The sequence below is a fragment of the Photobacterium ganghwense genome (assembly GCF_003025595.1).
GTDB classification, from domain to species: Bacteria; Pseudomonadota; Gammaproteobacteria; order Enterobacterales; family Vibrionaceae; genus Photobacterium; species Photobacterium ganghwense.
In genome coordinates, this window is the sequence record NZ_PYMI01000001.1 from 862,498 (window position 1) to 885,259 (window position 22,762).

Genomic DNA, 22,762 nt, shown 5'->3' on the forward strand with positions numbered 1-22,762 from the left:
CCACAGGCGTACCTGTTCTAGCACGCATAAGCCCTTCGTATGTGCGTTTTGCACTGTTTGCGACCCAGCCTTGCTTTTGCAAAACCTTTGAAGCTCGGCTTATATAGCTTACAGGCCGCACCGGAGCCTGTGCATAGACATGGCAATAAGAAACCAAGCCATTTTCCTCAAACCGCACAGCAACAATATCGAAATCATCAACGCCTATTTTGATACCACTTATAGTGAAATATTCTCACTCGGTTTACACATAAACATAGAGAGAATCAGTACCACTAGGCATCAAACTCAGCGAACCGATACGGGTTATTTAACTCTTTGCTTTCCCAATACTTTTTCAACCCAGATAATACTTTATTGGCAGTAGGAGGAGGATTCAACCGCATTTCTTGATAGGCTAACTCCAAATGTTGCAGAAAACTTTCCGATGGAGGCCGTCCTGAAAAATCGTCAAGGCTTGGTGAAAACTTAATCCCAACAATCTCACATATTGCTTTTTCCAATCCTTGTGGCCTAGCTTCAACCACTTCAAAACGTTGCTGTTCCTCAGCGGTTCTCCCGCACGGAGTATACCAGTAACCGAAATCGTCCAAACTTCTTCGCCGATCGCCAGCTAAACAATAGTGGGAAATTTCATGTAAAAGGCTACGTGGATAGTTGCTTCTAAAATAAAGAACTGCATTGGTATTTGCCCGTGGAGCTTCGTAAAACGGCTCCTCAGCTTCACCTTTTATTGTTAGATTAGGAAAAATATCCGAAAACGCATTTATCAAATTTTGACAGTATTCATCATCTGTACAGCACACACTCATTTATTCGTTTCCTGATACAACTCGACTATTCGATAAAAATTTCAAAAACAGAATGAGCAAATGATACAGCATTTTTATACCAGCACTTAGCGTACACTAGGCATTCTGATGATTTTCACATTCTTAACCTCAGCCAACCCGGTTTCAAGCTCAAAGTTTCGCCTTACTACATTTAAATACTCCGTCATTAACATGTCATATGCTTGCTTGAGCTGGTTATAGTCACTGATTGCTTTTTGTTTTAGCGCTTTCTGCTGCTCAATTTTGGCGTTGGACGATGGCGTTACTGGACCATTTTTCTTTCTAGCCACCTCTGCATCAGCTATCGCTTCACACAGTAATGGGTATCTTTCATAACGCACATAACCTTTCCCTCGGCCAGCCTCACGCCCCACTGCATCTTTAGTGATTCTAAATCTCGTCGACTTAGTATCGACAACTTTGGTTTTGCCGATTTTTAAGCGTTCAAGGGCTCCCCAATACTCGTCTTCAATTTTGCTTCGTGTCTTCAAGTTATCTCCTCGGATTCAATAAGCCTCTGCAAAAAACGATCAATTTGCTTAATATTAGCCTCGTACTCTTGTCGCGCACGCTTAGGAGCGCCTTCGGCTAGCTGAGCCTCATAAAACTCTTTTGTTTGCTCTAGTGCAGCTCTGGAACCAGGCAGGAATACGGCATTTTCGCAACTAATACAGGCGGATGCGAGTACACCTGCGCCTTTATTACAAGCCGCCACAGATACACATCCTCCAACCAGTGTGGGACGATAACGAAACTTTCCCTTTTTTACCGCTTGTTTTGTATACTCACGGTTTTTTAAAAATTGAGGCAACTCATCTCTGTCCTTTTGGGCTTTCAGCCTTTTGCCTGCGATACCTTCTAATGGCTGATCGCTTTCTAGAACTGTGAAGAAGCTATTCGCTTCAGCACGTGCTTTGGCATCTGACCACTCAGCACGTAAGGCTTTGATCTCGTTTTCATCACCCAGAATATTTATGGCTCTTGAATTTGAGTCTGAGTAATATACTGTCATCACCATGCTGATATGTTTAAGCTGCGCCTTGAGTACCGGATATGACACCATCCCGCTAGCTGCCGCATAGACTGTCATTGACCGTCTAAACTGATGGAACGCAAGTGGCCAAGCCTTACCCTGCTTAATAACATTTGGTACACTCTCCCCATACAAAAACCAACTTATTTCCGCTATATCCTGTGCCGTGATTTCTAACTCTTTCTTGTAGATATCTTCATTAATACGTTTTAAGCAGAAAGTGGCTGTTGTTAAACGAAATTGTCGGTGAGGAATACCTCTTATTCCGTGTTCAATCGACAAGAAAAGAGGCATTTCTTGTTCTTGAATATCCATTATTCGCCTGTCGCCAGACCACTCAAGTACACCTTCAGTAATTATCTTTGCAACCTTAAAAGCGGCTTCAACGGCTGAGCATGTCACCCACTTAGTAAACCTAGGAACGCCATTGGGTTCAAGCTTTGATGTTGTCGACCAAACGACAGGAATAGGACCATTCTCAGTATTGATTGTCTTTAATCCATTAAGGGGTATGGCCAACAACTCACTTTTTCGCATACCAGTAAATGCAGAAATTAAGATGGCACACCTAAGCTGCCATCCCCTCAGCTTTTCAACGAGACCAGCCCAACTTTCACTTTTTGAAATACCAGCTTGATAGAGCTCTTTAAAGGCTTTAGAAGCATCAACATTTTCACGCAATAATTTTCTCCAGTAGTATTGGATTCGTCCACTTTGGTGCCTTGTTATTGCAGTCGCTACCAAACCTCTATCAAGCTCAACTCCTTTATCTCTCGCTATACTTCGCAAAGAAAAGACAAGCTTTATGGCTTTCTCGTGTTGTAAGAAACAATCTAGATCTTCGATAGTTTTCTTGAGCACACTTTGATAGATTTCCGATGGAATGAGGAGTGTCTGTACTGATTCCGTGGTTTCTGGGAATTTTTCCCTGGTTCTCTTTAATCTGTCTATAAATTCAATAGACGGCCTTACTGCTTGCCAGAACATATTATTGCTGAGTGCCGTTGCGGTATCAGCGATGCGTTGTATTTTTCCGAGCAATAGCCCTGTCTGTTTTGTTGTTGAAGCTCGGCTCGTTAGGAAGTCTATTGCGTCGGGAGTAGAGAATATATTCCTAGGGGGAATACCATAATCTAGACAATAACGTATCAAAAACGAAACTGCCGTCACATCACCGTTAAGCTTAGACATTGAGCACCCACCCAATACACTTATCCAATGTAACGTTAGAGTTTTAAGAAATTCATTGGCTATATCAAATTTATGCCTGCTCTCTACTCTTACTCCATCAGCAGGGGTAATGTTCTCGACCTTTGCTCTGAAATTAAGTAATCGAATTGTTGAACTTGTAGCACTATAATCCCAAATATCATCACGAAATATTGATTTAGGGCTTCCATCTTTGTTAATCGTAACCACCATGTCATCGGCAGGCTTTACGGATGAAAGGTCACTTGGTGGATAGACCTCCATAACAATTGGGTTACGCGACATTAATTTCGACAAACTATACCTCTCTTCCAGAACCGTTTGCTCGACGTAGCAAGATTTCAATCTGCCTACCCCAATGTTGATTGAAGTTACCCATTTCTATCTTGTCCCCGGCCAGCCTTATGACATCTCTAAGCCCATGATTATTATTGCTTACATAATCCAAAATTTCGTCTATTCGAAATATTGCAGGCTTAACAACGGCTTCATGGTGCTCTGAATCATTTCTGATCATTGAAGTGGTATTCAACGCTTCTTTGAGACTTAATAGTTTATGGATATCTTCAAAATCCTCATGGATTGCGAAGTATTCACAGAAAAGACAACTTTCAAACGTGCCACAGGCTGGCTCAGGTGCTTTAACATTAAACCCCTTGGCTCTAGAAGGTACCTCCCCATCGATGTTAGAGCATGATCCGGTAGCTATTCTTTCCGATTCATCTTCACTTGCAAAAATCACGGGAATGGGGCTATGAGTTGTGCGATTAAAATACCGAATTTGAGAACTCAGCTCTTCATGATAACGGTTCATTTCTTGAGCCTGCGTTTCTATATCAATTGACGTATACGATGTTGCTGTCGTTGCAATCGAGTTGTTTAGTTTCTTTGCAACCAAAGAAACTTTCCCTTGTGATTTTCGAATAAAATATTCACCTGCAAGCTGTCTTATATCCCTAGACGATATTTTAGTAAGCCCTTTAAAAAGGAGGGATTTTCTGATGAGGGCTGCACCAGAATTTCTATCGAATCGTTGTAATTTATTATTTTCACCAATTTTGACGAATAGGTAGTCATTCTCATCTCCAGGCAGTTCAAGACTTTCAGCCCACGTTCGCAACTTTACATATTTTATTATCTCTCGCTTCAAATGGCTGGGCGCTTCAAATCTAACCGACCTTCCCGCTCGAAATTTATGTTTCTTTGCGAAAGCACTAAAGCCTACCTTACTGAGGTCTATATCCGATATTTTAAGATCAAGTGTGGGCTGAACATTTGCCGCTGTGAAAGCAAGATAGATCTGAAAAAAGCAAAATACGCTTAAATTATAGGCGTAGATCTTTTGAGGTGTTAACTTCCCACTTATCCATTCGTTTCTATTGCGGACAAGCGCTCTATCATAAAATTCTGACTTAGTTGGGAGCTTACTTTTAAAATTTTTTGCCAGAATATCTTTGATTTTTTGATACGGAAGAGGCTCCCCTTCTTTAGTAAAACAATTTGGCAAACTCACCAATGAAGTACCTAAGTTTGAATGCCAATATAGATATTCACGTTCATCATGCGGATGGCTCACTGGAATGGGATATCGATTATCTAAGATAGCGTCAGCAAACTGATTGAAATAAGCAGCACACGCGCGTAAGTAGTCTTGCCCATCTTGAAGGCTTACAGATCGAATTTCGTTTACTGAATTGGACTGCTGGCTACGTTGCTTGGGTATAAGAGCAAGAATTTCATTATTCGAAAGTTGAAATGCCCACTGAATAAAGCTACGTGCAGTATTTAAGCGCTTTAAAATCGACGATGGTTTTAGATACGAGTCACCATTAATACAGCCTCGTTGGTCTAGAATATTTGTATAACGCTGGTATTCACTTACTAATCCGTCTAAAGTGGTTGGTTTTAAACCGCCGTCAAAATCACAGAAATGGAAAAAATATCGCAAGCAGTGCAGGTTTTGCCGAAGCGTTTCATCGCGCCATCCTCGGTTAAACGCGGTATACAAATAGTTTTGGAGCCACTTTACTCTCTCTGGTGATAGAGATTTAGTATTAACGGAGCTGGGAATATAGTGTTTACCACTCAGATAGTGCCCTGAATCCATAGCGCGCTCCAGATAACACACTCTGCCAATATCTACTTTAAAGTGCATACCATCCGATCTGACTCCTTTAACTATTGCAGCTTGAGGTGCATATACTTTGGGTAGGCTTTTATGGTTGATTTCAATTAGGGGACGGTGGGTAATAGAGTCATTCATTGTTATGACCACACATCATCTCGCCAAATGCTTCTTGAATATCGTTAAACTCGGAAAGCTCAGAGTCGAAGTTGAGATACCCTTCAGTCGTTTTAAAATTACTATGATTCAAACGCTGCCTAACATGGTCGAATATTTTTGAGTCAGGATAACCGTTTGATCTCATAGACCTTACAATATTCATACCCATAGTCGCCCTGAGGTCATGGAAAGTGAATGCTTTAAATGTTAGTTCGGATTTTTGGATTCGAAAAATAAACCGTCCCAATTCATTGCGAAGAGATTGACCATTCTTGGGCACCATCATAGGGGCTTTAATATTCCAGGCAGCTTTAGGGTCTTGACGGTCTAAGATTTCTCGTTGAGCGGTATAATATGGATTGCCACTTCGAGTTAAAAACACATAGTTGTCATCAGTATCGCCATAAAAACTATTATCATGACGTCTACGGTCTTCCGCACGCTTACACTCGATGTAAGTCATCAAATCATCAATGAGCTCTCGTCTAAAAATCAGCCTATTTAATCTGCTACCTTTCGTATCAGCTTTGTAGCGTTGACCTCCATTTATAACAACATGAGTCATTGACGGAGTAGTTTCTAATTCACTGTAAGCTTTCTTGATACAGCCGATACTTAATGTGCATACGGTTTGCTGCCTTGCTCCTGTTTCGAGTGCGATTCGAATCATTAACTCAAGCTCTACCGAGGCGTAATTTCTTCTAAAAGAATCAAAAATAATCTGTTGCTCTTCTCCGGTTAGAGGACGCAATCTCCCCCCATCGCTTAGTTTTCCGATGGGAGAATTATGATTTCGACTGCTCTTGATTCTGAGGTCATTCGTAATGACCTGAGTGCTTCGAACTAAACCTACTCGGTTAGTAGTCATGATCGACTTTCTTATCTCGGTGAATGGCTGGTTTTCTAAACTAGCTTCTGTCACTAACGATTCATAACGGATGTTTTTATAGAAATGGGCAACCGTAGAAAGTACATTATTAATGCTTTCAGCACTAAAATCGTGGTTGTCCAAAACTTGACTCATGAACAACCTGAACTTTTGAGGTGCACGCTCATAGTAAAGCTTGGGAAGATCGAGAAAATGCTGACCTGTGTCCTCTAGGTACTGTAAGTAGTACTTCAGGTGAGTTGCTCGAGCGGTGAGTGTTCTCATATTTGAGAGATTTGGCTTTTCTAGTTGGCCTAATAAATAGGCGTTGCCAATATCCCAAGGAAGACCGTTTGATTGAAGGATGACGGGCATTTTGAGGAAATAACCACAATCATCTAAGTGGGAAAAGCGGTATTCATAGTTGTCTACCGCTTCCCCCGCTTCCCACATCGGCCGCCCCTTATAAAAGTGACCTAAATGGATAACTCTCGCTGTTGATTTAAACAGATCATTGAGGGTGTTTTTCACCTATAGAATCTCCTTAGGATGTACATTATTCCTAGTATGAGTTTCTTAGTATGTCAACCTTCAAAGAGATGCATGAATCTCATGCAGTGCCGAGGCAAAATAACCTCGGGCAAAGATCACTCTATGGTGGGGATTGTCCGCATCGGCCGGGAGATAAATGGGCTCGTCGCCTCCGAGGATCAATTCGGTGTTGTAGCTTTCGAGAAAGCAGCGATTGAAAATCGCAATAATGTCATCATTTTTATGGTCGTCGATATGAACATTATTATTAAGGTTCTTAGTCATGATGCATTCATGTCATGGAGAATAATTGTAATTGATGGTTCAGCGATTACGACTCTTGACCCGGTCTCCTGCTCCGCGGCCAATAGCCGTTTGCAGAATGTAGGCAAAATAAGCTTTTAGGTTGAAAGTTTGGATCATCTCACGATCCATGTCCGCCAGTTCTACTGGCGTCGACATGTCGACCCCGTTGATCTGGGCCAGGCCGGTGATCCCCGGCAGGACATCAAGCACGCCGCGCTGCTGGCGCGCTTCAATCAGTTCCACTTGGTTGAACAGGCAAGGACGAGGCCCCACCAAGCTCATTTCCCCTTTGACCACATTGATCAGCTGCGGCAGTTCATCCAGCTTGGTTTTGCGCAAGAAAGCGCCCAGTTTAGTCACCGAACTAGCATCGACCAAGTGAGTGGCAACCGATGCGGTTTCAACCGGCATGGTACGGAACTTCACCAGCGTAAAAGGCTGCTGATTTTTACCGACCCGCTCCTGGCGAAAAATCGGCTGCCCGGTATCTCGCTTGCCGAGGAGATAAACAATAACAAATACCGGCGATAGGCAGATAAGCCCACACAAGGCGAAAAAACGATCGAGGAAGCGGATTAAAGGCGATTGCATATTACTTCTGTTGGCTGGGTTCAGATACTGTCTGCTTCAGGCCTTCGGCGACGCTATATGGCGGCGTCCAACCCAAACAGGATTTGGTCTCACTAATATCAAGCTGAAGATTACCACACAAACGCTCACCAATGGCAGGCTTGCCCAGCAATTTCGTCACCGTCATTAGCCATGAAGCGGGTACTGGAATCAAACGGCTCGGTTTGCCCATAGCTTTTGCAAGGGCAGATAGTAGCTGTGTTGTTGATAAATCATCATTATCAGAGACTAAGAAGGTTTTGTTGGCGGCCTTTGGGCTACTGATACAATTAATAATCAAGTCAATCAGGTTACCCACATACACCATACTGCGCTGATTATGAATTGCCCCCAGTGGCAAAGGTAACCCTTTAGACGCTAATTTAATCAATGAGGCAAAATTGGCTTTAACCCCTGGGCCGTAAATCAATGGAGGGCGAATTATCACCATTTCCATACCCGTTTGTTCGGCAAGCTCTCGCAGCCCCAACTCGGCTTCGTACTTACTCAGAGCATAGAGATCATGAGGAGCACGCTCCACATCTGGGGTAAAAGGCTTGCCTGACTCGGTCGATTCGCCATTGACCTTAATACTGCTGATGAAGATAAAACGCTTTACGCCAGCCTCAGCGGCCTGTTGTGCCAACTGTAATGTACTCGCGGTGTTTATTTTACGGTATTCAGCGAGTGGATTATCGGCAAATTCATTCATCACATGGGCACGACCTGCACAGTGGATGATGGCCTCGCAGCCTTTCAATTCGTCGATCAAATCAAAGGTTGCCCCTAAATCGAAAAACACATCACTGTCATATTGAACCTTCCTAACCGCACAAATCACTTCGAATTCAGAACGTGAATTCAGGCTGTCGACCAGTTGTTTCCCGACAAAGCCTGTGCTACCTGTAACAAATACTTTCAAACTTAAGTCTCTTTAACGCTATTTCATAAAAAAAAGAGTATCATACGCCTAGCTTCAACCATATAAGAAGCGCATCACATCCAAGACAACGATTCTTCATTTGAAGTATGTTAACGAAGCACCAATCTATGTTAAAACCAGTAAGAGCCCTATTTTCAACACAAAGAAAAAATAAAAGAATAATTACAATGGCTTATGATGCGATAGCAATCATGTTATCACTCTACATTGCAATGAGTCTGCGACTAAACAATTGGATGTTTGAGATCAGCCACAAGGAAGTCTTAAGCTTTGTTGTCACGATTTGTGTAACCCTCTATAGCTTTGTTCGTCTTGGCATGTACAGAGCTGTATTACGGTACATGATGTTACCCGCACTGGGGCATATCATGTTAGCCATAATCCTGTCCGCCATTACTCTAGCGCTTAGTGGCTTTTTCTTTCAGTCATTTGTACCCCGTAGTGTACCAATGATTTACAGTGGTATTGCTATCTTACTGCTTGGTGGACCTCGTATTTTAATACGAACAATGTATTACCACTACTACAAGCGAAAAAAACCTAATGTTTTCATATATGGCGCAGGTTCCACTGGCCGTGAGCTAGCCTACGCACTGATCAGCGGTGGAGAGTATCACCCTGTTGTCATCCTAGATGACGACCCAGCAAAAGTTGGACAAATCATCGTTGGCCTGCGTGTTCATCATAGTTCAGAATTCGAGGAACTTCAGTCTCTTTATCAACCAGTTAAACTGTTGCTGGCCATAAATAACATTGGTAAAGGGCAGCGACTACGACTTGTAAACAAACTATCTGAGTTACCAATCGCAGTACAATCCGTACCATCCGTTGAGGATATTGCCACAGGCAAGGCTACTTTGGGTGAAATACAAGATCTAGATATTGGTGATTTATTAGGTCGAGCACCAGTAGAACCAGATCAAGAATTGCTGTCGAAAAACATTAAAAATAAAGCGGTGATGGTAACTGGTGCAGGAGGTTCTATCGGCTCTGAGCTCTGTCGACAGATAATTTTGAAAAAGCCCAGTAAATTGATTCTTTTTGAGCTTAACGAATATAACCTGTACAACATTGACAGAGAACTAAGGAAAATAATCGCTAATATATCGGCAGAAACAGAAATCGTCTCTGCACTCGGAAGCGTACAAAAACAGAACCGAATGGCCAAGTTAATGCAAGGTCATAACGTAGAGACTGTTTTTCACGCTGCTGCCTACAAGCATGTACCCATTGTTGAAGATAATGTAATTGAAGGCATTCGCAATAATGTTTTCGGGACTCTCGCTGCTGCTGAAGCAGCTATTTCGGCTAATGTGAAAAACTTTACCCTTATCTCAACCGACAAGGCTGTTCGTCCGACCAATGTGATGGGAGCCAGTAAGCGCCTTGCTGAGTTAGTATTACAAGCATTAGCAGAACGACAGTCGGACACCACTTTCACAATGGTACGTTTTGGCAACGTACTAGGTTCATCAGGTTCAGTTGTGCCTTTATTCAAAGAGCAAATCCGCAATGGAGGCCCTGTTACCGTTACACACCCAGATATCACACGATACTTCATGCTTATCCCTGAAGCTGCCCAACTTGTTATTCAAGCCAGTGCAATGGCACACAGCGGACAAGTTTTTGTTCTAGATATGGGTGAGCCGGTAAAGATTTTGGATTTAGCCAAACGCATGATCCATTTAATGGGTATGAGTGAAAGCAATATTAATGAAGGGATTGATGGAGATATCGAAATTCGATTTACTGGCTTAAGACCCGGAGAAAAGCTATATGAAGAATTACTTATTGGCGAAAATGTCGAGGGTACATCGCACAGTAAAATCATGACAGCAAGAGAAGTCATGCTATCTTGGTCAGAAATGGCAACACTTTTAAACTCCCTCGATGAGGCTTGCCACAATTTTGATGAGGACAAAATCGTCCAACTCCTTTTAGACACTCCTCTTGGCTACTTAAACAATAAATCATCATGATATTTCTCAGTATTATCAATCATAATCATGACAAAATGCTGGCTAGTAATCCATATTTAGCCGAAATAGCAAAAAAATATAATGTATTGATTAAATCTAATACACCAGTAACAGAAGAGCTATTACTATTTTCCCAAAGAAACAACATTACTTTGATCGATAAAAAATATGGTCGAGGATTTAGCGAAAACAATAATATTGTTTTTGATTACCTGAGTAAAAACAACATTATTAATGATGATGACTTCTTTCTAGTAATTAATCCTGATGTATTAATTGATATATCTCAATTAATACAATTAGAAAAAGAAACTCATAAAGTTAAGTCAGATATTTACACCATTAATTTATTTAAAGACAGTGACTTATCAATCCATGAATACTCAATTAAGCGTTTCCCGAGATTGACTGGACCACTACAAGGATTATTTTTAAAAGAAAAACGAACTGATTCATATGATAAAGAAAACATATGCGAACCCATTGAGGTTGATTGGGCAGCAGGTTCTTTCTTAATGTTTAAGAAAAAATGTTATGACGAGTTAAAAGGCTTTAATCAAAAATTTTTCATGTACTTTGAAGATGTTGATGTTTGCCGTAGAGCCCAAAAAAAAGGAATGGTTCTGACATATTTACCAAACATAAAAGCCATTCATAAAGGAGCATTTAATAACAGGAATATTTTTTCCAAACACTTCATATGGTATTTAAGAAGTTACCTACGATATCATTTTAATTTTTAGAGTTACACGGTTCAAGCAATGACTATTGCTTGAACCGTGTAGTTGAAAGCTATCGATTACAATTTATTATTTTGAGCTAAATAAACCTCTTTCTTTTCGTTTAGCTTACTCTCACTAGCTTTAATCATCTCAGTATATGTTTGGTTACTAAATCCCCAAAGAGTAGAGTCTAACTCCTCCTTATGGCCAACAAGAAACTTACTAGTTGTTATAACATTACAATCGTTATTACTTTCAATATATCTATCAATTGTATTTGTTTCAGCACAACGATTACTATCATCCCACGCTAGAAGTAGATCATAAAATGAACTTGAATATATATTCAATACAGTGCTAGTCATTTTATCGATATGCAGAAACTCTTCTTCGCTAGAAAAATCAACTTTCGATACTTTTGTATCTTTATTCAAGTCAGCAATCAGACCTGAGAAAAGTTGCCAGTTATTTTGATGCGATAAATAACTACGAATTTTTTCTAAACGACTTTCAAAATCTTCTGGAAACTCAACATCATCTTCACATATCGTAACTGTTTCAAAACCAAGCTCTTTGGCTTTTTTCACAATGAATTTATAGCTCAACCCACAGCCAACCCAGCCTAGATTGTGTCGTAAACCAGGGAAGTATTCAAAGCCATAGGCATTGTCTTTTTCAAAATCTTTATGGCGTTCTACAGATTCCGGTAAACCCAGACAAATATTTGTTGACTCAAAGGAAATATTTCCACCAGCTATATCATAGAACTGTTCAAATGTTATCCAATCATTTGCTAGCATAAATCGCATAAAGTAATATTCGAATAAATCAGGCAACAAACTCAATTTCTGCGCATTCTGGCTTAATTTCTCCTGAAGACGATCAGGAGAGTTAACCCAAAAATTGACCCTTTCGACCATTTGATCAATATCACCAATCTCTACAAACTCAACAATATCGTTAAGTGTCGTATGAGCACTTTGATCTGCACTTTTCTCTGAAATGACAAGTTTGTTATTACTTAAGCACTCATAAATTCTAGTCGTCTCTAATAACGCACCTTCATAATAATGAATGTTAACAATAACCTTTGCCTTTTCAAATTCCTTAATAAGATCATCACCAAATAAGTTGTTTACAATTTTTACATTAAACTTCTCTTTCAGTTTAGAAATATACTCTTTGCGACGTTTGTTATTGATATCACCATAAAACAACACATCATAGGCGTAGTTAGTGTCATTTTTGCAGTTAGATTTTAATTTTTGTCCAATAGGTACGTAATATAGCTGTTTCAATGATATATCATTTTTTTGCAAAACGTCTAAGTTGTACTCAGAGTAATCAAAAATTGCGTAAGATGAACGCAAAATATCAAAGTAGCTATCAGTAAACCAGCGCGAACTTACAGCCTGCTCCATTTGATATGCAATATATAATGGTGGCAGTTCATCAAAAATCTGTGGGCAAATTACAAAATGAAGATTAGAACTAAACCCATTTTCTGGCTTAGAATAAATAATTTCACTTTTTATTGATAGTTTTTCAAGATTAATTTGAATTAGTTCAGCAATATACTGGCAATGATGCGTTGATAATATATAAACCGTCTCTTGTGCATTAATATCAAACCAAGCATGATTAAACGTTGGGGAGTTTGGTGTAGTTGCAGCAAACTTTAGACGGTTAATAGTCTGTTTAACCCCATGTTTTTTTGCATAATTAACAGCTTTAATACAAATTTTAGGGTTATTTAGAAACAGGTTTATTAATCGGCTTAATTTATCAAACATTTCGCCACTATAAATTCGGGACGATTGTGTTTTTATTACACGTAATGGAGATGTTAAGCGCCAAGAAGTACTTGATTTTAGTTCAGATATATCACTGTATAATCCATTGATTTGACGTTCTTTTTGCTCAAGTTCTAATTTTAATTGGTCAAAATCTTCAATTAACTTTTCATTTTCTTGTTTTAAATTTATATTCTCTTCAGCGGAAATTTTGCTTAATCTATCAACAGAAGATTTTATTTCCTCAATATCAATTTTAAACTTATCACGAGTTAGCATGAAAGAATAGTCATCTCTGATTACACGCACGCCATGCTTAATACCCCAAAAGTACAGATCGCATGTTTTAGGATTTACAGAGAACTCAAACTTAGAAAAAAGTTGATTGATATCACCAAAAACATCTTTAATATCATCTTCAGTTAAGTTTTTATAATAATCACTCCACTCCGTAAACCCTTGTAACAGAGGAGCATCTTCAGGAGTTGTTCTTCTTGTTCCATGCTCAGGTCTACCTGTTGTTGCACATGTAAACAAAAACAATCCACCTGGTTTTAGCATTCGATAAATATTCTTTATTGTTTCTGGATAATATTGATCATGCTCAAAACACTCAGTAGATATAATCGTATCAAATGTTTCATCAGGCAAGCCAAGTTCATGACCTTTTGAAACAATATCTACATTTCGCCCGAGAGCTACATCTAAGCCTAAATAATGAGACTCTTCAAATAAAACTTTATTATTACCGTTTATATCCAAAGCACCAATATCTAGGACAAAAACATTGCTAAAGAAAGATGGATGAAGTTCTTTGACTGAGTTACAGAAAACTTGCTGTTCAATATGAGCCACTTTGCTCTCCTAGATAATATTAATTTTTATATTTTTCATTGGTATGCCAACCAATCCAGTACTAGCTGAAGTAGCTGTGGACTTAAATAATAAAGCATCATTAATCCAATGATGTTGCACATGATTGTTTTGGTCCCCATCTGCAACTGCAACTGTTACAGAATAATCACCATTCAATAAAACAGGCATTTGAAAATCAAAATCTACAACTATCTTATTTCCTGCATTGCACAATAAATTATCAGAAATTGTGTGAAGAAATGTGTTATCACCAAAAACAGGCTGTCCCAATTTATCCCTAATTGAGAAACCAACAATTGGATTTTTTATTTCTTCATTAACTTCAACCTCAACCCTTAAAGTTACACCCTCACCACCAACAAACCAATTTAAAGCGTTACCATCTTCATCCATGATGAATACATCACTAATTTTGGCACCACCCTTACCAAAATTATTATTTTCAATATCATCAAATTGAAATATCTGTATATCGTTTCTCAAGTTTGAAGAGTTAATAAAATCTTGCCTAAAATCTCTAAAAACTTTTACTTCTTTTTTCTCAGTTTCAACAACTTTCTTATCATTTTTTGTTACTTTCGACTGATACAAATCGGCCATATATTTTTCAGAGACGATTTTTGCACTATCAAAGCTTTCAACTTTACCGTTTTTAAGCCAAACGGCTTTATCACATAAATTAGTAACGGCTGATGTATCATGACTAACAAAGAGAAGAACACCATTTTTCTTAAACTCTCTCAAAAAGCGCATGCACTTTTGAGTAAATAAAGCATCTCCAACAGCAAGAGCCTCATCTATTATAAGAATATCAGCATCGACATGAGCAATGACTGCAAATGCAAGCCTTACATACATACCGCTTGAATAAGTTTTGACTGGCTGATTGATGAAATCTCCGATGTCAGCAAAATTAGCTATCATCTCATATCGCTCATCAATTTGCTCTTTAGTCATTCCATACAAAGATGCACATAGGTAGACATTATCTCTCCCCGAAAATTCAGGGTTAAATCCTGCCCCCAGTTCTAATAAAGCAGCAACCTTACCTTGAATTTTCGTTTGCCCATCTGTAGGAGATAATGTATTACATATAATTTGTAATAATGTGGATTTACCAGCACCATTTCTGCCTATGATACCGACTGACTCTCCACGTTTAACTTTAAAGCTAATGTCATTTAATGCCCAAAACTCTTTGTAAAGCTTTTTATTTTTAAAAAACATTTGCCATAATCTATGAGATGGTTTTTCATAGATTTCAAAGCATTTACTTATATTATCAACTGACAATATATAGTCATTACAAGACATCACTAAAACCTTTACTTGTTTTATTAAACCACATAAAGCCCAAACAATAAATTGCAATAGAGGATGATGTATAAACAGCTAACATCTTAATACTTGGCATTTCGCCATAAATAGCTAAACTTCTAAATAACTCAACGACTGTAGTAATTGGACTTAAGTGCAAATAAAACTGATATTGTTCTGGTAGAGCTGTTATTGGGTAAAATATTGGTGTCATAAACATTAACGCACTAACAACAAGTGTGACCAATTGACTAACATCTCTTATATAGACCCCAATTGAGCTTAAAATCCATGCAAGTCCATTACACATTAAAATAAATGGAATCATGAGTAAAGGTACAAACACGATATATATTGATGGCAAGCCAATAAGGGTTATGTAGAATACTAACCAAATAATAAAAGACAAGATAAAGTTAAATATCGCACTTATTGTAATAACAAAAGGTAGTATTTCAATTGGGAAAATAACCTTTGTTACATAGCTTGCATAGTTTATAATTAAGGTCGGTGCTCTTGAAATAATATCTGAAAAGCAATTAAATATAATTAAGCCAGAAAACAATAACATTGAAAACTGAAACTTATCATCTACACCACCCCACTTCGCCTTAAATACAACACTAAAGATAAAGGTGTATATTGCCAACATAATTAGCGGAGTCAGCAATGTCCATAACAAGCCAAATAAAGAGCCTTGATATCTTTGAAGTATATCCCTCCTTGATAGACTCATTATCAATGATTTATTTTTCAAGAAACAAGTAAATGACAACTTTACTTGATTTACTATTTTATGCATTTTATTTCAAACCTACCGTAGCTTTCAATAAATCACCAATTTTATCTTTTTCAGACAAAATTGGCTCTTGATCTAATGGCCAATCAATTGATAGCTCCGGATCATTCCAGAGAATCGAATGCTCAGCCTCTGGATTGTAATAATCTGTACATTTATAAACAAATTCTGCCTCATCACTGGTTACATAAAAACCATGAGCAAAACCTTCTGGCACCCAAAGTTGACGCTTGTTTTCTGCTGACAGAAGAACACCTACCCATTGCCCGAATGTTGGTGAACTTTTTCGAATATCTACTGCGACATCATATACTTCACCTGAGACTACTCGTACTAACTTACCTTGAGTATTCTCTGTTTGGTAATGTAGACCTCTTAAGATACCTTTTTTAGACTTCGAGTGGTTATCCTGAACAAAAGTTCGGTTTGCTACTAACTCACAGAATTTTTCCTGTTGCCAAGTTTCCATAAAGAAGCCACGCTCATCACCGAACACAGCAGGCTCAATGATTTTTACATCCGGGATAGCAGTATCAATAACTTTCATTTATTAATCTCTCACAAGTACCCGGCATCGTTTGACATCACAATCAACCATCCCAGGCACTTTTTGATTCATCATTTTCCGTAAGGGCGAATATCGTTGAGTGCCGATTTCCAGTCACTCGCAGGGATACCAAACGCGGTGTGGATTTTATCCATGATCAGACGGGAGTTAGCCGGGCGTTTTGCCGGTGTCGGATAGTCTGAGGTAGTGATACTCTTGAGCGCCGGTGACTTGTCCAAAACGCCCTGAGACTGCGCCTGCTCAAAAATGAAGCAGGCGAACTCGAACCAGCTGACACTTGGCAGACCTGAGTAATGGTAGATCCCCCAAGCGACATCTTGACCAGAATGAAAGCGCTCTGCTATCGCGATCAGTGTTGCAGCAATGTCGCCCGCATAGGTTGGACCACCAAACTGATCACCGACAATACCCAGTTGATCACGATCACGACCAAGACGAATCATGGTTTTAACGAAGTTGTTGCCCGTTTCACCAAAGACCCAAGCGGTACGAAGAATAATATGACGCGGACACGCGGCAATAACAGCTTGCTCACCCGCCAGTTTACTTGCTCCGTACACGCCTTGTGGGTCTGTCGGGTCAGTTTCGCTGTACGCCCCTACTTTATCACCCGCAAAGACATAATCTGTCGAAATATGCAAAATGGCAGCACCGATTTTCTCTGCTGCCTGCGCTAAGTAACGCGGGCCATCACGGTTAATAAGGTAGGACAGTTCAACTTCGTTTTCTGCTTTATCGACAGCGGTGTGTGCCGCTGCATTGATAATCACATCAGGTTGGAAGGTTTCCACCATATCCATCACTGACTGTTCATCGGTGATATCCAGCTTGTCGCGATCTACCGCCAGAACCTCTGCTTTCTCGCTCAGCTGTTGAACCAATAGGCTACCCACCTGGCCATTACTTCCGGTAATTAGTACTTTCAGCATACAAATTTCAACCTAGATGTTGTGACTGTTTATGTTTTTCGGCAACCAGTGATTGAAGATAACGACCATATTCGTTCTTCAGCATTGGTTCTGCTTTATCCAAAAGCTGTGCATCGGTCAGCCAACCGTTTCGCCATGCTACCTCTTCAAGGCAAGCAACTTTCAGGCCTTGAACGTGCTCGATAGTCTGCACGAACGACGAAGCTTCATGCAGGCTTTCATGTGTACCGGTATCCAACCAGGCAAAACCGCGACCCAGCAGTTCAACATTCAATGAACCATCTTCCAGGTACATCTGATTGATACTGGTAATTTCCAGCTCACCGCGTTCAGACGGCTCTACTCGTTTGGCAAAGTCCACAACACGGTTGTCGTAAAAGTACAATCCGGTAACGGCATAATTGGATTTCGGCTGAACGGGTTTCTCTTCGATCGAAACAGCTTTCATATTTTGGTCAAACTCGACCACACCAAAACGCTCAGGGTCTTTAACCTGATAACCAAACACAGTTGCACCATTTTCTCGTCCAGCCGCGTTACGTAGCGTGCGCGAGAAAGACTGGCCGTAGAAAATGTTATCGCCCAGGATAAGGCAGCAGCTATCCCCCGCCAGGAACTCTTCACCAATAATGAAAGCCTGGGCTAAACCATCAGGACTCGGTTGGATCGCATATTGCAGATTGATACCGAAATCTGAACCATCTCCCAGCAGTCGTTTAAACGACTCGTTATCCTCTGGCGTAGTAATAACCAGTACTTCACGAATACCCGCCAGCATCAATGTTGCTAACGGGTAGTAAATCATCGGCTTGTCATAAACAGGCAACAACTGCTTTGATACGCCACGAGTAATTGGATAAAGGCGAGTACCTGAGCCGCCCGCAAGAATAATACCTTTCATTACACTGCCCTTATACGTTACTGCCTAGACGTTCCATGCTGTAAGAGCCATCCAATACACGGCTCCACCATGTTTTATTGTTCAGGTACCACTCAACAGTTTTACGGATACCGGTTTCAAATGTTTCTTCCGGTGTCCAGCCAAGCTCCTGACCAATCTTGGTCGCGTCAATCGCGTAACGAACATCATGCCCTGGGCGATCGGTAACGTAAGTGATTAGATCTTCATAGTTTGCGACGCCTTCCGGCTTCGCAGGTACCAGCTCTTCCAGAAGGCGACAGATAGTTTTTACTACCTCAATATTAGCTTTCTCGTTATGGCCACCGATGTTATAGGTTTCACCCACTTCTCCCTTGGTGACGACTGTATAAAGAGCACGCGCATGATCTTCTACAAACAGCCAATCTCGAATCTGCATGCCATTGCCGTACACTGGCAGTGGCTTACCGTCTAAGGCGTTCAGAATCATCAGTGGGATCAATTTTTCCGGGAAATGGAAAGGGCCGTAGTTGTTCGAGCAGTTTGTCACAACCGTTGGCAAGCCGTAAGTACGCAGCCAAGCACGAACCAGATGATCGCTAGATGCTTTCGACGCAGAATACGGACTGCTTGGTGCATAAGACGTGGTTTCGGTAAACAGATCATCTGTCCCTTCCAGATCGCCATACACTTCATCAGTTGAAATATGGTGGAAACGAAATGCCGCTTTAGCCTCTTCATCAAGGCTATTCCAGTAAGCACGTGCTGACTCTAGCAGTGTGTACGTACCAACAATATTCGTTTCAATAAACGCTGCAGGGCCGTCAATAGAGCGATCTACATGGCTTTCAGCCGCCAGGTGCATCACAGCATCAGGCTGATGCTCAGCGAATACGCGATCAAGAGCCGCACGATCACAGATATCAACCTGCTCAAACATATAGCGCTCGTGTCCTTCCACACTGACCAACGAATCCAGATTGCCTGCGTAAGTCAGTTTATCGACATTTACGACATAATCATGAGTATTTTCAATAATATGGCGAACAACAGCTGAGCCAATAAAGCCCGCACCACCAGTTACTAAGATCTTCATATCAAAACCAAACAAGCACTATTACGCCTTAAAGTTAGACAAACTCCTAAAGCGTTAATCTTAAAAAAGTTAATAAAGAGCGGAATACTATCAGAAACTAATCATTCAAGCTAAGAATCGCTTTACATATTCTACCCAAAGTCGATTTTAATTAATCAGCAAATAATGCAAAAACACTTTTATAATTAATATTCATCAATCTCATCCATGAAGTCATCCAGAAACTCTTCGTTCACAGGTGTTTCAGGTTCTGCATTTTCACCCTGAGCACGGAAGTTCTGGTTCTGGATGTAGGCATCACGGGCAAAGACATATGGATCTGGTGAGTCGTTCAACATCGCTTCCGATGACACCAGCGCCGCACGGTCTTCCATCCCGTCAAATGCCCACTTACCCAAGCTCTGCCAGAATGTCAGCAGATTTAACGGGAAGTACAGGCTATCAACGATATCACCACTGCCTTCGCGCAATGTCACCGGACCGTAAACTGGGAACATAAAGTACGGACCGTTATTTACACCGTAGTAGCCCATTGTGTCTCCAAAGGCTTTATCGCGCGGTTTGCGGATGTCGGCACGGGAGGCAACATCAATAAGGCCTGCCAGACCAAAGGTCGAGTTAATCCAGAAGCGGTTAAAGTGAGTCACTGCCTGCTCACCTTCCAGTCGCAGCAAGCTGTTAAGCATGCTGGCAGGCTCTTCCAGATTCGAGAGGAAGTTACGGATACCACCTCGAACCGGTGAGGGTACATAGTCTACATAAGCAAGTGATACCGGGCGTGCGATATACGGATCCAGGTAGTTATAGTTGATGTTCCACATGGCACGGTTAAACCCTTCAAACGGGTCGTAGACGCCTGGAACCGCATATTCACCACCCTGCTGATCCAGTTCGGCAAAAATCTCTGCTTGTAACTCACTGTCCGTTTCATCGCTGATGGTTTCGTCTGATGTGGCTTCGCCTGACGTGACGTTGCCCCCAGCTCTGTCGACAGAGGCTTCAGCGTCTGCTGCTACTTCAGCCATGGCATCAGCATCTTCCCCGGATACGCCAGTGCTGTTTCCAGGTGACTGCGCATCTGATTCAGTCGCGTCAATGACCGCGGAACTGTTTTCGACAGTGTCTGATGAAGCGCTTTTTGATGAAGTGGCGTAGTCAGCCGTGCTTTTGGGCGTTTCTGCACAGGCTGTCAGGGCTAACAGAATTGCGGTTGCAAGGAGATGTTTGCTTTTCAAAATGTTATCCATTGTCTCAGGGCTTATAACGTTCCGGTATCATACACGAACATTTCTGAATCATAGGTGTCCATAACAGGGAAACCATGCACTCAGTTGCTTTTATACGGCATAACTGACAAAAAAATAAGGCCAGATATTACCTACCTGGCCTTTTGGATTATATACGTTGTTGAACGGAGATGATAATTACTCGTACTGCTGACTGATTACCACTTTGGTTGTGCCACCCAGCGGAATCACTTCGCTTAGTCCGTACCAGTCCCCTTTTTTCGTCATCACATTGCCGTCGCTGTCGATACGAGCTTTGATGATCATTTCCGGCAGTGACGTCAGTGGTCGCTCAGGAATCATGCTGTCCTGATTGTCCAGTGTCAGTGTGATAGGAAATGCAGAAAGCGGTAACCGTTTTGCTGCTACGGGCATTGGAGCACCATCCGCCGAGTGCGCTGAAATAATCACGATACCTTGCTCAGGACGGATAACGCTCGGGTCCAGTTCCACCGTGACAGATACCGAAGTCGCAGTATTGCCGGCCTGATTCATTTGGTCTTCCGCCCGGGCGATGCTGCGATCCAGCATGGCGGCACGTGGGTCATCAGCACCAATCAGCTCTTTCATCATGCTCCAGTATGCCACAGCCTGATCGTATTCCTCGCGTTCAAACGCATCAAATGCCAGCAACGACATCGCACGCAGATTGGTGTGATCCTGTTTAATCACGCTCATCAGCAAACGGCGGGCACGTTCAGATTGTCCCGGGTCGCCAATCAGCATCAGCGCCTGCGCATAGCTAAGCTGCACTTCCGGATTACTTGGTTCGAGTCGATACGCACGGTCCAGCGCGCTTTGCGCTGTTTCCGCATCACGGTTCGCCATACCAATCCGTCCTAACAGCAACCAACCGGTTGCATCATCAGGTGTCTCATGCAGACGGGTACGGAGCGCCAAAGTCAGATCTTCCATCTCCTGATCCGACATCGGCTCACCCGACTCCTGCATCAGTCGTTGTGATAGTTCAGGAAGACGCGCAGCCGTCTCATGCCATTGCATAACCTTATCCAGACTACCGGTTTTCAGGTACATACCGTAGCAGACAGCCACCAGCAGCAAAACGCCCGGAATCAGCAGCGCAGTGCTGACCTTGCTTTGATGCGCCTTGGCATTGGCCGGAACATCGTCCAATAAGGACTGTTGCAGCTCAACGACCAGCTCATCGGTGTTTTCCACCAGTCCTTCGCTACTTTCTTCCTTCAGCTCGCTCATGCGATCTTTGAAGAACGCCTTATTCAGTTCGTCCCGGCTGGCGACATGATCTTGCTCTTTACCGAAATACATCGGCAGCACAAACAACAGCATGGCGATAAGTACCAGGAAGACTGTAATCAACCAAAACAACGTCATTTTTTCACCTTCCCGCCTGCCGCATTGCTGTTACCAGATGCCGCTTCTGTGTCTGAAGCCATATCCTGTCCCATTTCAGCCATCAGGGCCTGCAAACGGGCTTGCTCTTTTTCATCCAACAGCTGACCTTTCGCTGGTTTACTGACACTGTTTTTGCGAGAGCGCAGCACCAATACCGTAAAGCCAATCACGATAAACAGAAGTGGGCCAGCCCACAGAATCAGTGTCGAGGCCATGATCGGCGGATTGTAGGTCACGAAATTGCCGTAACGCGCCACCATGTAATCAATGACATCCTGCTTGCTTTTCCCTTCGCTGAGCATTTCATAGGTTTTCTGGCGCATGTCTTTGGCCAGCTCGGCATTAGAGTCTGCAATGCTGTTGTTCTGACACTTAGGGCAACGCAGGGTCGCCGTCAGTTCGTGGAACTCTTTCTCTTTTTGCTGTGATTTGAATTCATAAACGTCAATAGCAGCAGTCGCTGTCGCCGGCAGCGTGAAAGCCGCTACAGTGCCCAGCCACAGAGACACTGACAGTACTGCGCTGAA

At 41.6% G+C, this 22,762-nt stretch carries 19 protein-coding genes and 1 pseudogene; 2 read left to right on the plus strand and 18 right to left on the minus strand.

What is annotated here, in order from left to right:
• Positions 1 to 275: 275 nt before the first annotated feature.
• The 8 genes and pseudogenes from C9I92_RS03705 to C9I92_RS03740 form a co-directional block, all read right to left on the minus strand.
• Complete coding sequence (locus tag C9I92_RS03705; protein WP_047883795.1) at positions 276 to 812, minus strand: elongation factor P hydroxylase; 537 nt, start codon at positions 810 to 812, stop codon at positions 276 to 278.
• An 86-nt stretch (positions 813 to 898) separates the two neighbouring features.
• Positions 899 to 1,324 carry a hypothetical protein gene (locus C9I92_RS03710; RefSeq protein ID WP_047883796.1) on the minus strand — a complete coding sequence of 142 codons (426 nt, stop codon included), beginning with the start codon at positions 1,322 to 1,324 and terminating at the stop codon, positions 899 to 901.
• A complete protein-coding gene (locus tag C9I92_RS03715; protein ID WP_146149660.1) occupies positions 1,321 to 3,372 on the minus strand; it encodes a hypothetical protein in 2,052 nt (683 codons plus the stop codon). Before C9I92_RS03715 ends, C9I92_RS03710 begins: the two co-directional genes overlap by 4 nt.
• Position 3,373: 1 nt before the next feature.
• The gene (locus C9I92_RS03720) at positions 3,374 to 5,338 is read right to left on the minus strand and encodes a hypothetical protein (RefSeq protein WP_047883798.1); all 1,965 of its coding nucleotides are present in this window, start codon (positions 5,336 to 5,338) and stop codon (positions 3,374 to 3,376) included.
• On the minus strand, positions 5,331 to 6,758 hold the full coding sequence (locus C9I92_RS03725) for a tyrosine-type recombinase/integrase (protein WP_047883799.1): 1,428 nt from the start codon (positions 6,756 to 6,758) through the stop codon (positions 5,331 to 5,333). The genes C9I92_RS03720 and C9I92_RS03725 overlap by 8 nt, the downstream gene beginning before the upstream one ends.
• 75 nt (positions 6,759 to 6,833) lie before the next feature.
• Positions 6,834 to 7,043 (minus strand): annotated as a pseudogene (locus C9I92_RS03730) (elongation factor P hydroxylase); the annotation flags it as partial.
• Between the two features lie 39 nt (positions 7,044 to 7,082).
• Positions 7,083 to 7,655: a sugar transferase gene (locus tag C9I92_RS03735; protein WP_047883800.1), complete on the minus strand. Its 573-nt coding sequence runs from the start codon at positions 7,653 to 7,655 to the stop codon at positions 7,083 to 7,085.
• 1 nt (position 7,656) lies between these two features.
• Positions 7,657 to 8,595 carry a UDP-glucose 4-epimerase family protein gene (locus C9I92_RS03740; RefSeq protein ID WP_047883801.1) on the minus strand — a complete coding sequence of 313 codons (939 nt, stop codon included), beginning with the start codon at positions 8,593 to 8,595 and terminating at the stop codon, positions 7,657 to 7,659.
• Between the two features lie 128 nt (positions 8,596 to 8,723).
• Here C9I92_RS03740 and C9I92_RS03745 point away from each other — a divergent pair, with 128 nt between their 5' ends.
• Positions 8,724 to 10,595 carry a nucleoside-diphosphate sugar epimerase/dehydratase gene (locus tag C9I92_RS03745; RefSeq protein ID WP_047883802.1) on the plus strand — a complete coding sequence of 624 codons (1,872 nt, stop codon included), beginning with the start codon at positions 8,724 to 8,726 and terminating at the stop codon, positions 10,593 to 10,595.
• 35 nt (positions 10,596 to 10,630) lie between these two features.
• A complete protein-coding gene (locus C9I92_RS03750; protein WP_146149661.1) occupies positions 10,631 to 11,338 on the plus strand; it encodes a glycosyltransferase family protein in 708 nt (235 codons plus the stop codon).
• A gap of 56 nt (positions 11,339 to 11,394) precedes the next feature.
• Here the strand turns inward: C9I92_RS03750 and C9I92_RS03755 are convergent, their stop codons facing one another.
• From C9I92_RS03755 to C9I92_RS03800, 10 genes are all read right to left on the minus strand, one after another.
• The gene (locus C9I92_RS03755) at positions 11,395 to 13,965 is read right to left on the minus strand and encodes a methyltransferase domain-containing protein (RefSeq protein ID WP_053061723.1); all 2,571 of its coding nucleotides are present in this window, start codon (positions 13,963 to 13,965) and stop codon (positions 11,395 to 11,397) included.
• A 9-nt stretch (positions 13,966 to 13,974) separates the two neighbouring features.
• Positions 13,975 to 15,300, minus strand: a complete 1,326-nt coding sequence (locus tag C9I92_RS03760) for an ABC transporter ATP-binding protein (protein ID WP_047883804.1) — start codon at positions 15,298 to 15,300, stop codon at positions 13,975 to 13,977.
• Entirely contained in the window at positions 15,290 to 16,105 is an 816-nt protein-coding gene (locus C9I92_RS03765; RefSeq protein WP_047883805.1) for an ABC transporter permease, read from the minus strand. The genes C9I92_RS03760 and C9I92_RS03765 overlap by 11 nt, the downstream gene beginning before the upstream one ends.
• 1 nt (position 16,106) lies before the next feature.
• A complete protein-coding gene (gene rfbC, locus C9I92_RS03770) occupies positions 16,107 to 16,649 on the minus strand; it encodes a dTDP-4-dehydrorhamnose 3,5-epimerase (RefSeq protein ID WP_047883806.1) in 543 nt (180 codons plus the stop codon).
• Between the two features lie 71 nt (positions 16,650 to 16,720).
• Positions 16,721 to 17,599, minus strand: a complete 879-nt coding sequence (gene rfbD, locus C9I92_RS03775) for a dTDP-4-dehydrorhamnose reductase (protein ID WP_047883807.1) — start codon at positions 17,597 to 17,599, stop codon at positions 16,721 to 16,723.
• A 7-nt stretch (positions 17,600 to 17,606) separates the two neighbouring features.
• On the minus strand, positions 17,607 to 18,500 hold the full coding sequence (rfbA, locus tag C9I92_RS03780) for a glucose-1-phosphate thymidylyltransferase RfbA (protein WP_047883808.1): 894 nt from the start codon (positions 18,498 to 18,500) through the stop codon (positions 17,607 to 17,609).
• 10 nt (positions 18,501 to 18,510) lie between these two features.
• A complete protein-coding gene (rffG, locus tag C9I92_RS03785; RefSeq protein WP_047883982.1) occupies positions 18,511 to 19,575 on the minus strand; it encodes a dTDP-glucose 4,6-dehydratase in 1,065 nt (354 codons plus the stop codon).
• 185 nt (positions 19,576 to 19,760) lie between these two features.
• Complete coding sequence (locus C9I92_RS03790) at positions 19,761 to 20,513, minus strand: MlaA family lipoprotein (protein ID WP_242551890.1); 753 nt, start codon at positions 20,511 to 20,513, stop codon at positions 19,761 to 19,763.
• Between the two features lie 486 nt (positions 20,514 to 20,999).
• Complete coding sequence (ccmI, locus tag C9I92_RS03795; RefSeq protein WP_047883809.1) at positions 21,000 to 22,214, minus strand: c-type cytochrome biogenesis protein CcmI; 1,215 nt, start codon at positions 22,212 to 22,214, stop codon at positions 21,000 to 21,002.
• On the minus strand, positions 22,211 to 22,744 hold the full coding sequence (locus tag C9I92_RS03800; RefSeq protein ID WP_047883984.1) for a cytochrome c-type biogenesis protein: 534 nt from the start codon (positions 22,742 to 22,744) through the stop codon (positions 22,211 to 22,213). The genes ccmI and C9I92_RS03800 overlap by 4 nt, the downstream gene beginning before the upstream one ends.
• Positions 22,745 to 22,762 lie beyond the last annotated feature (18 nt).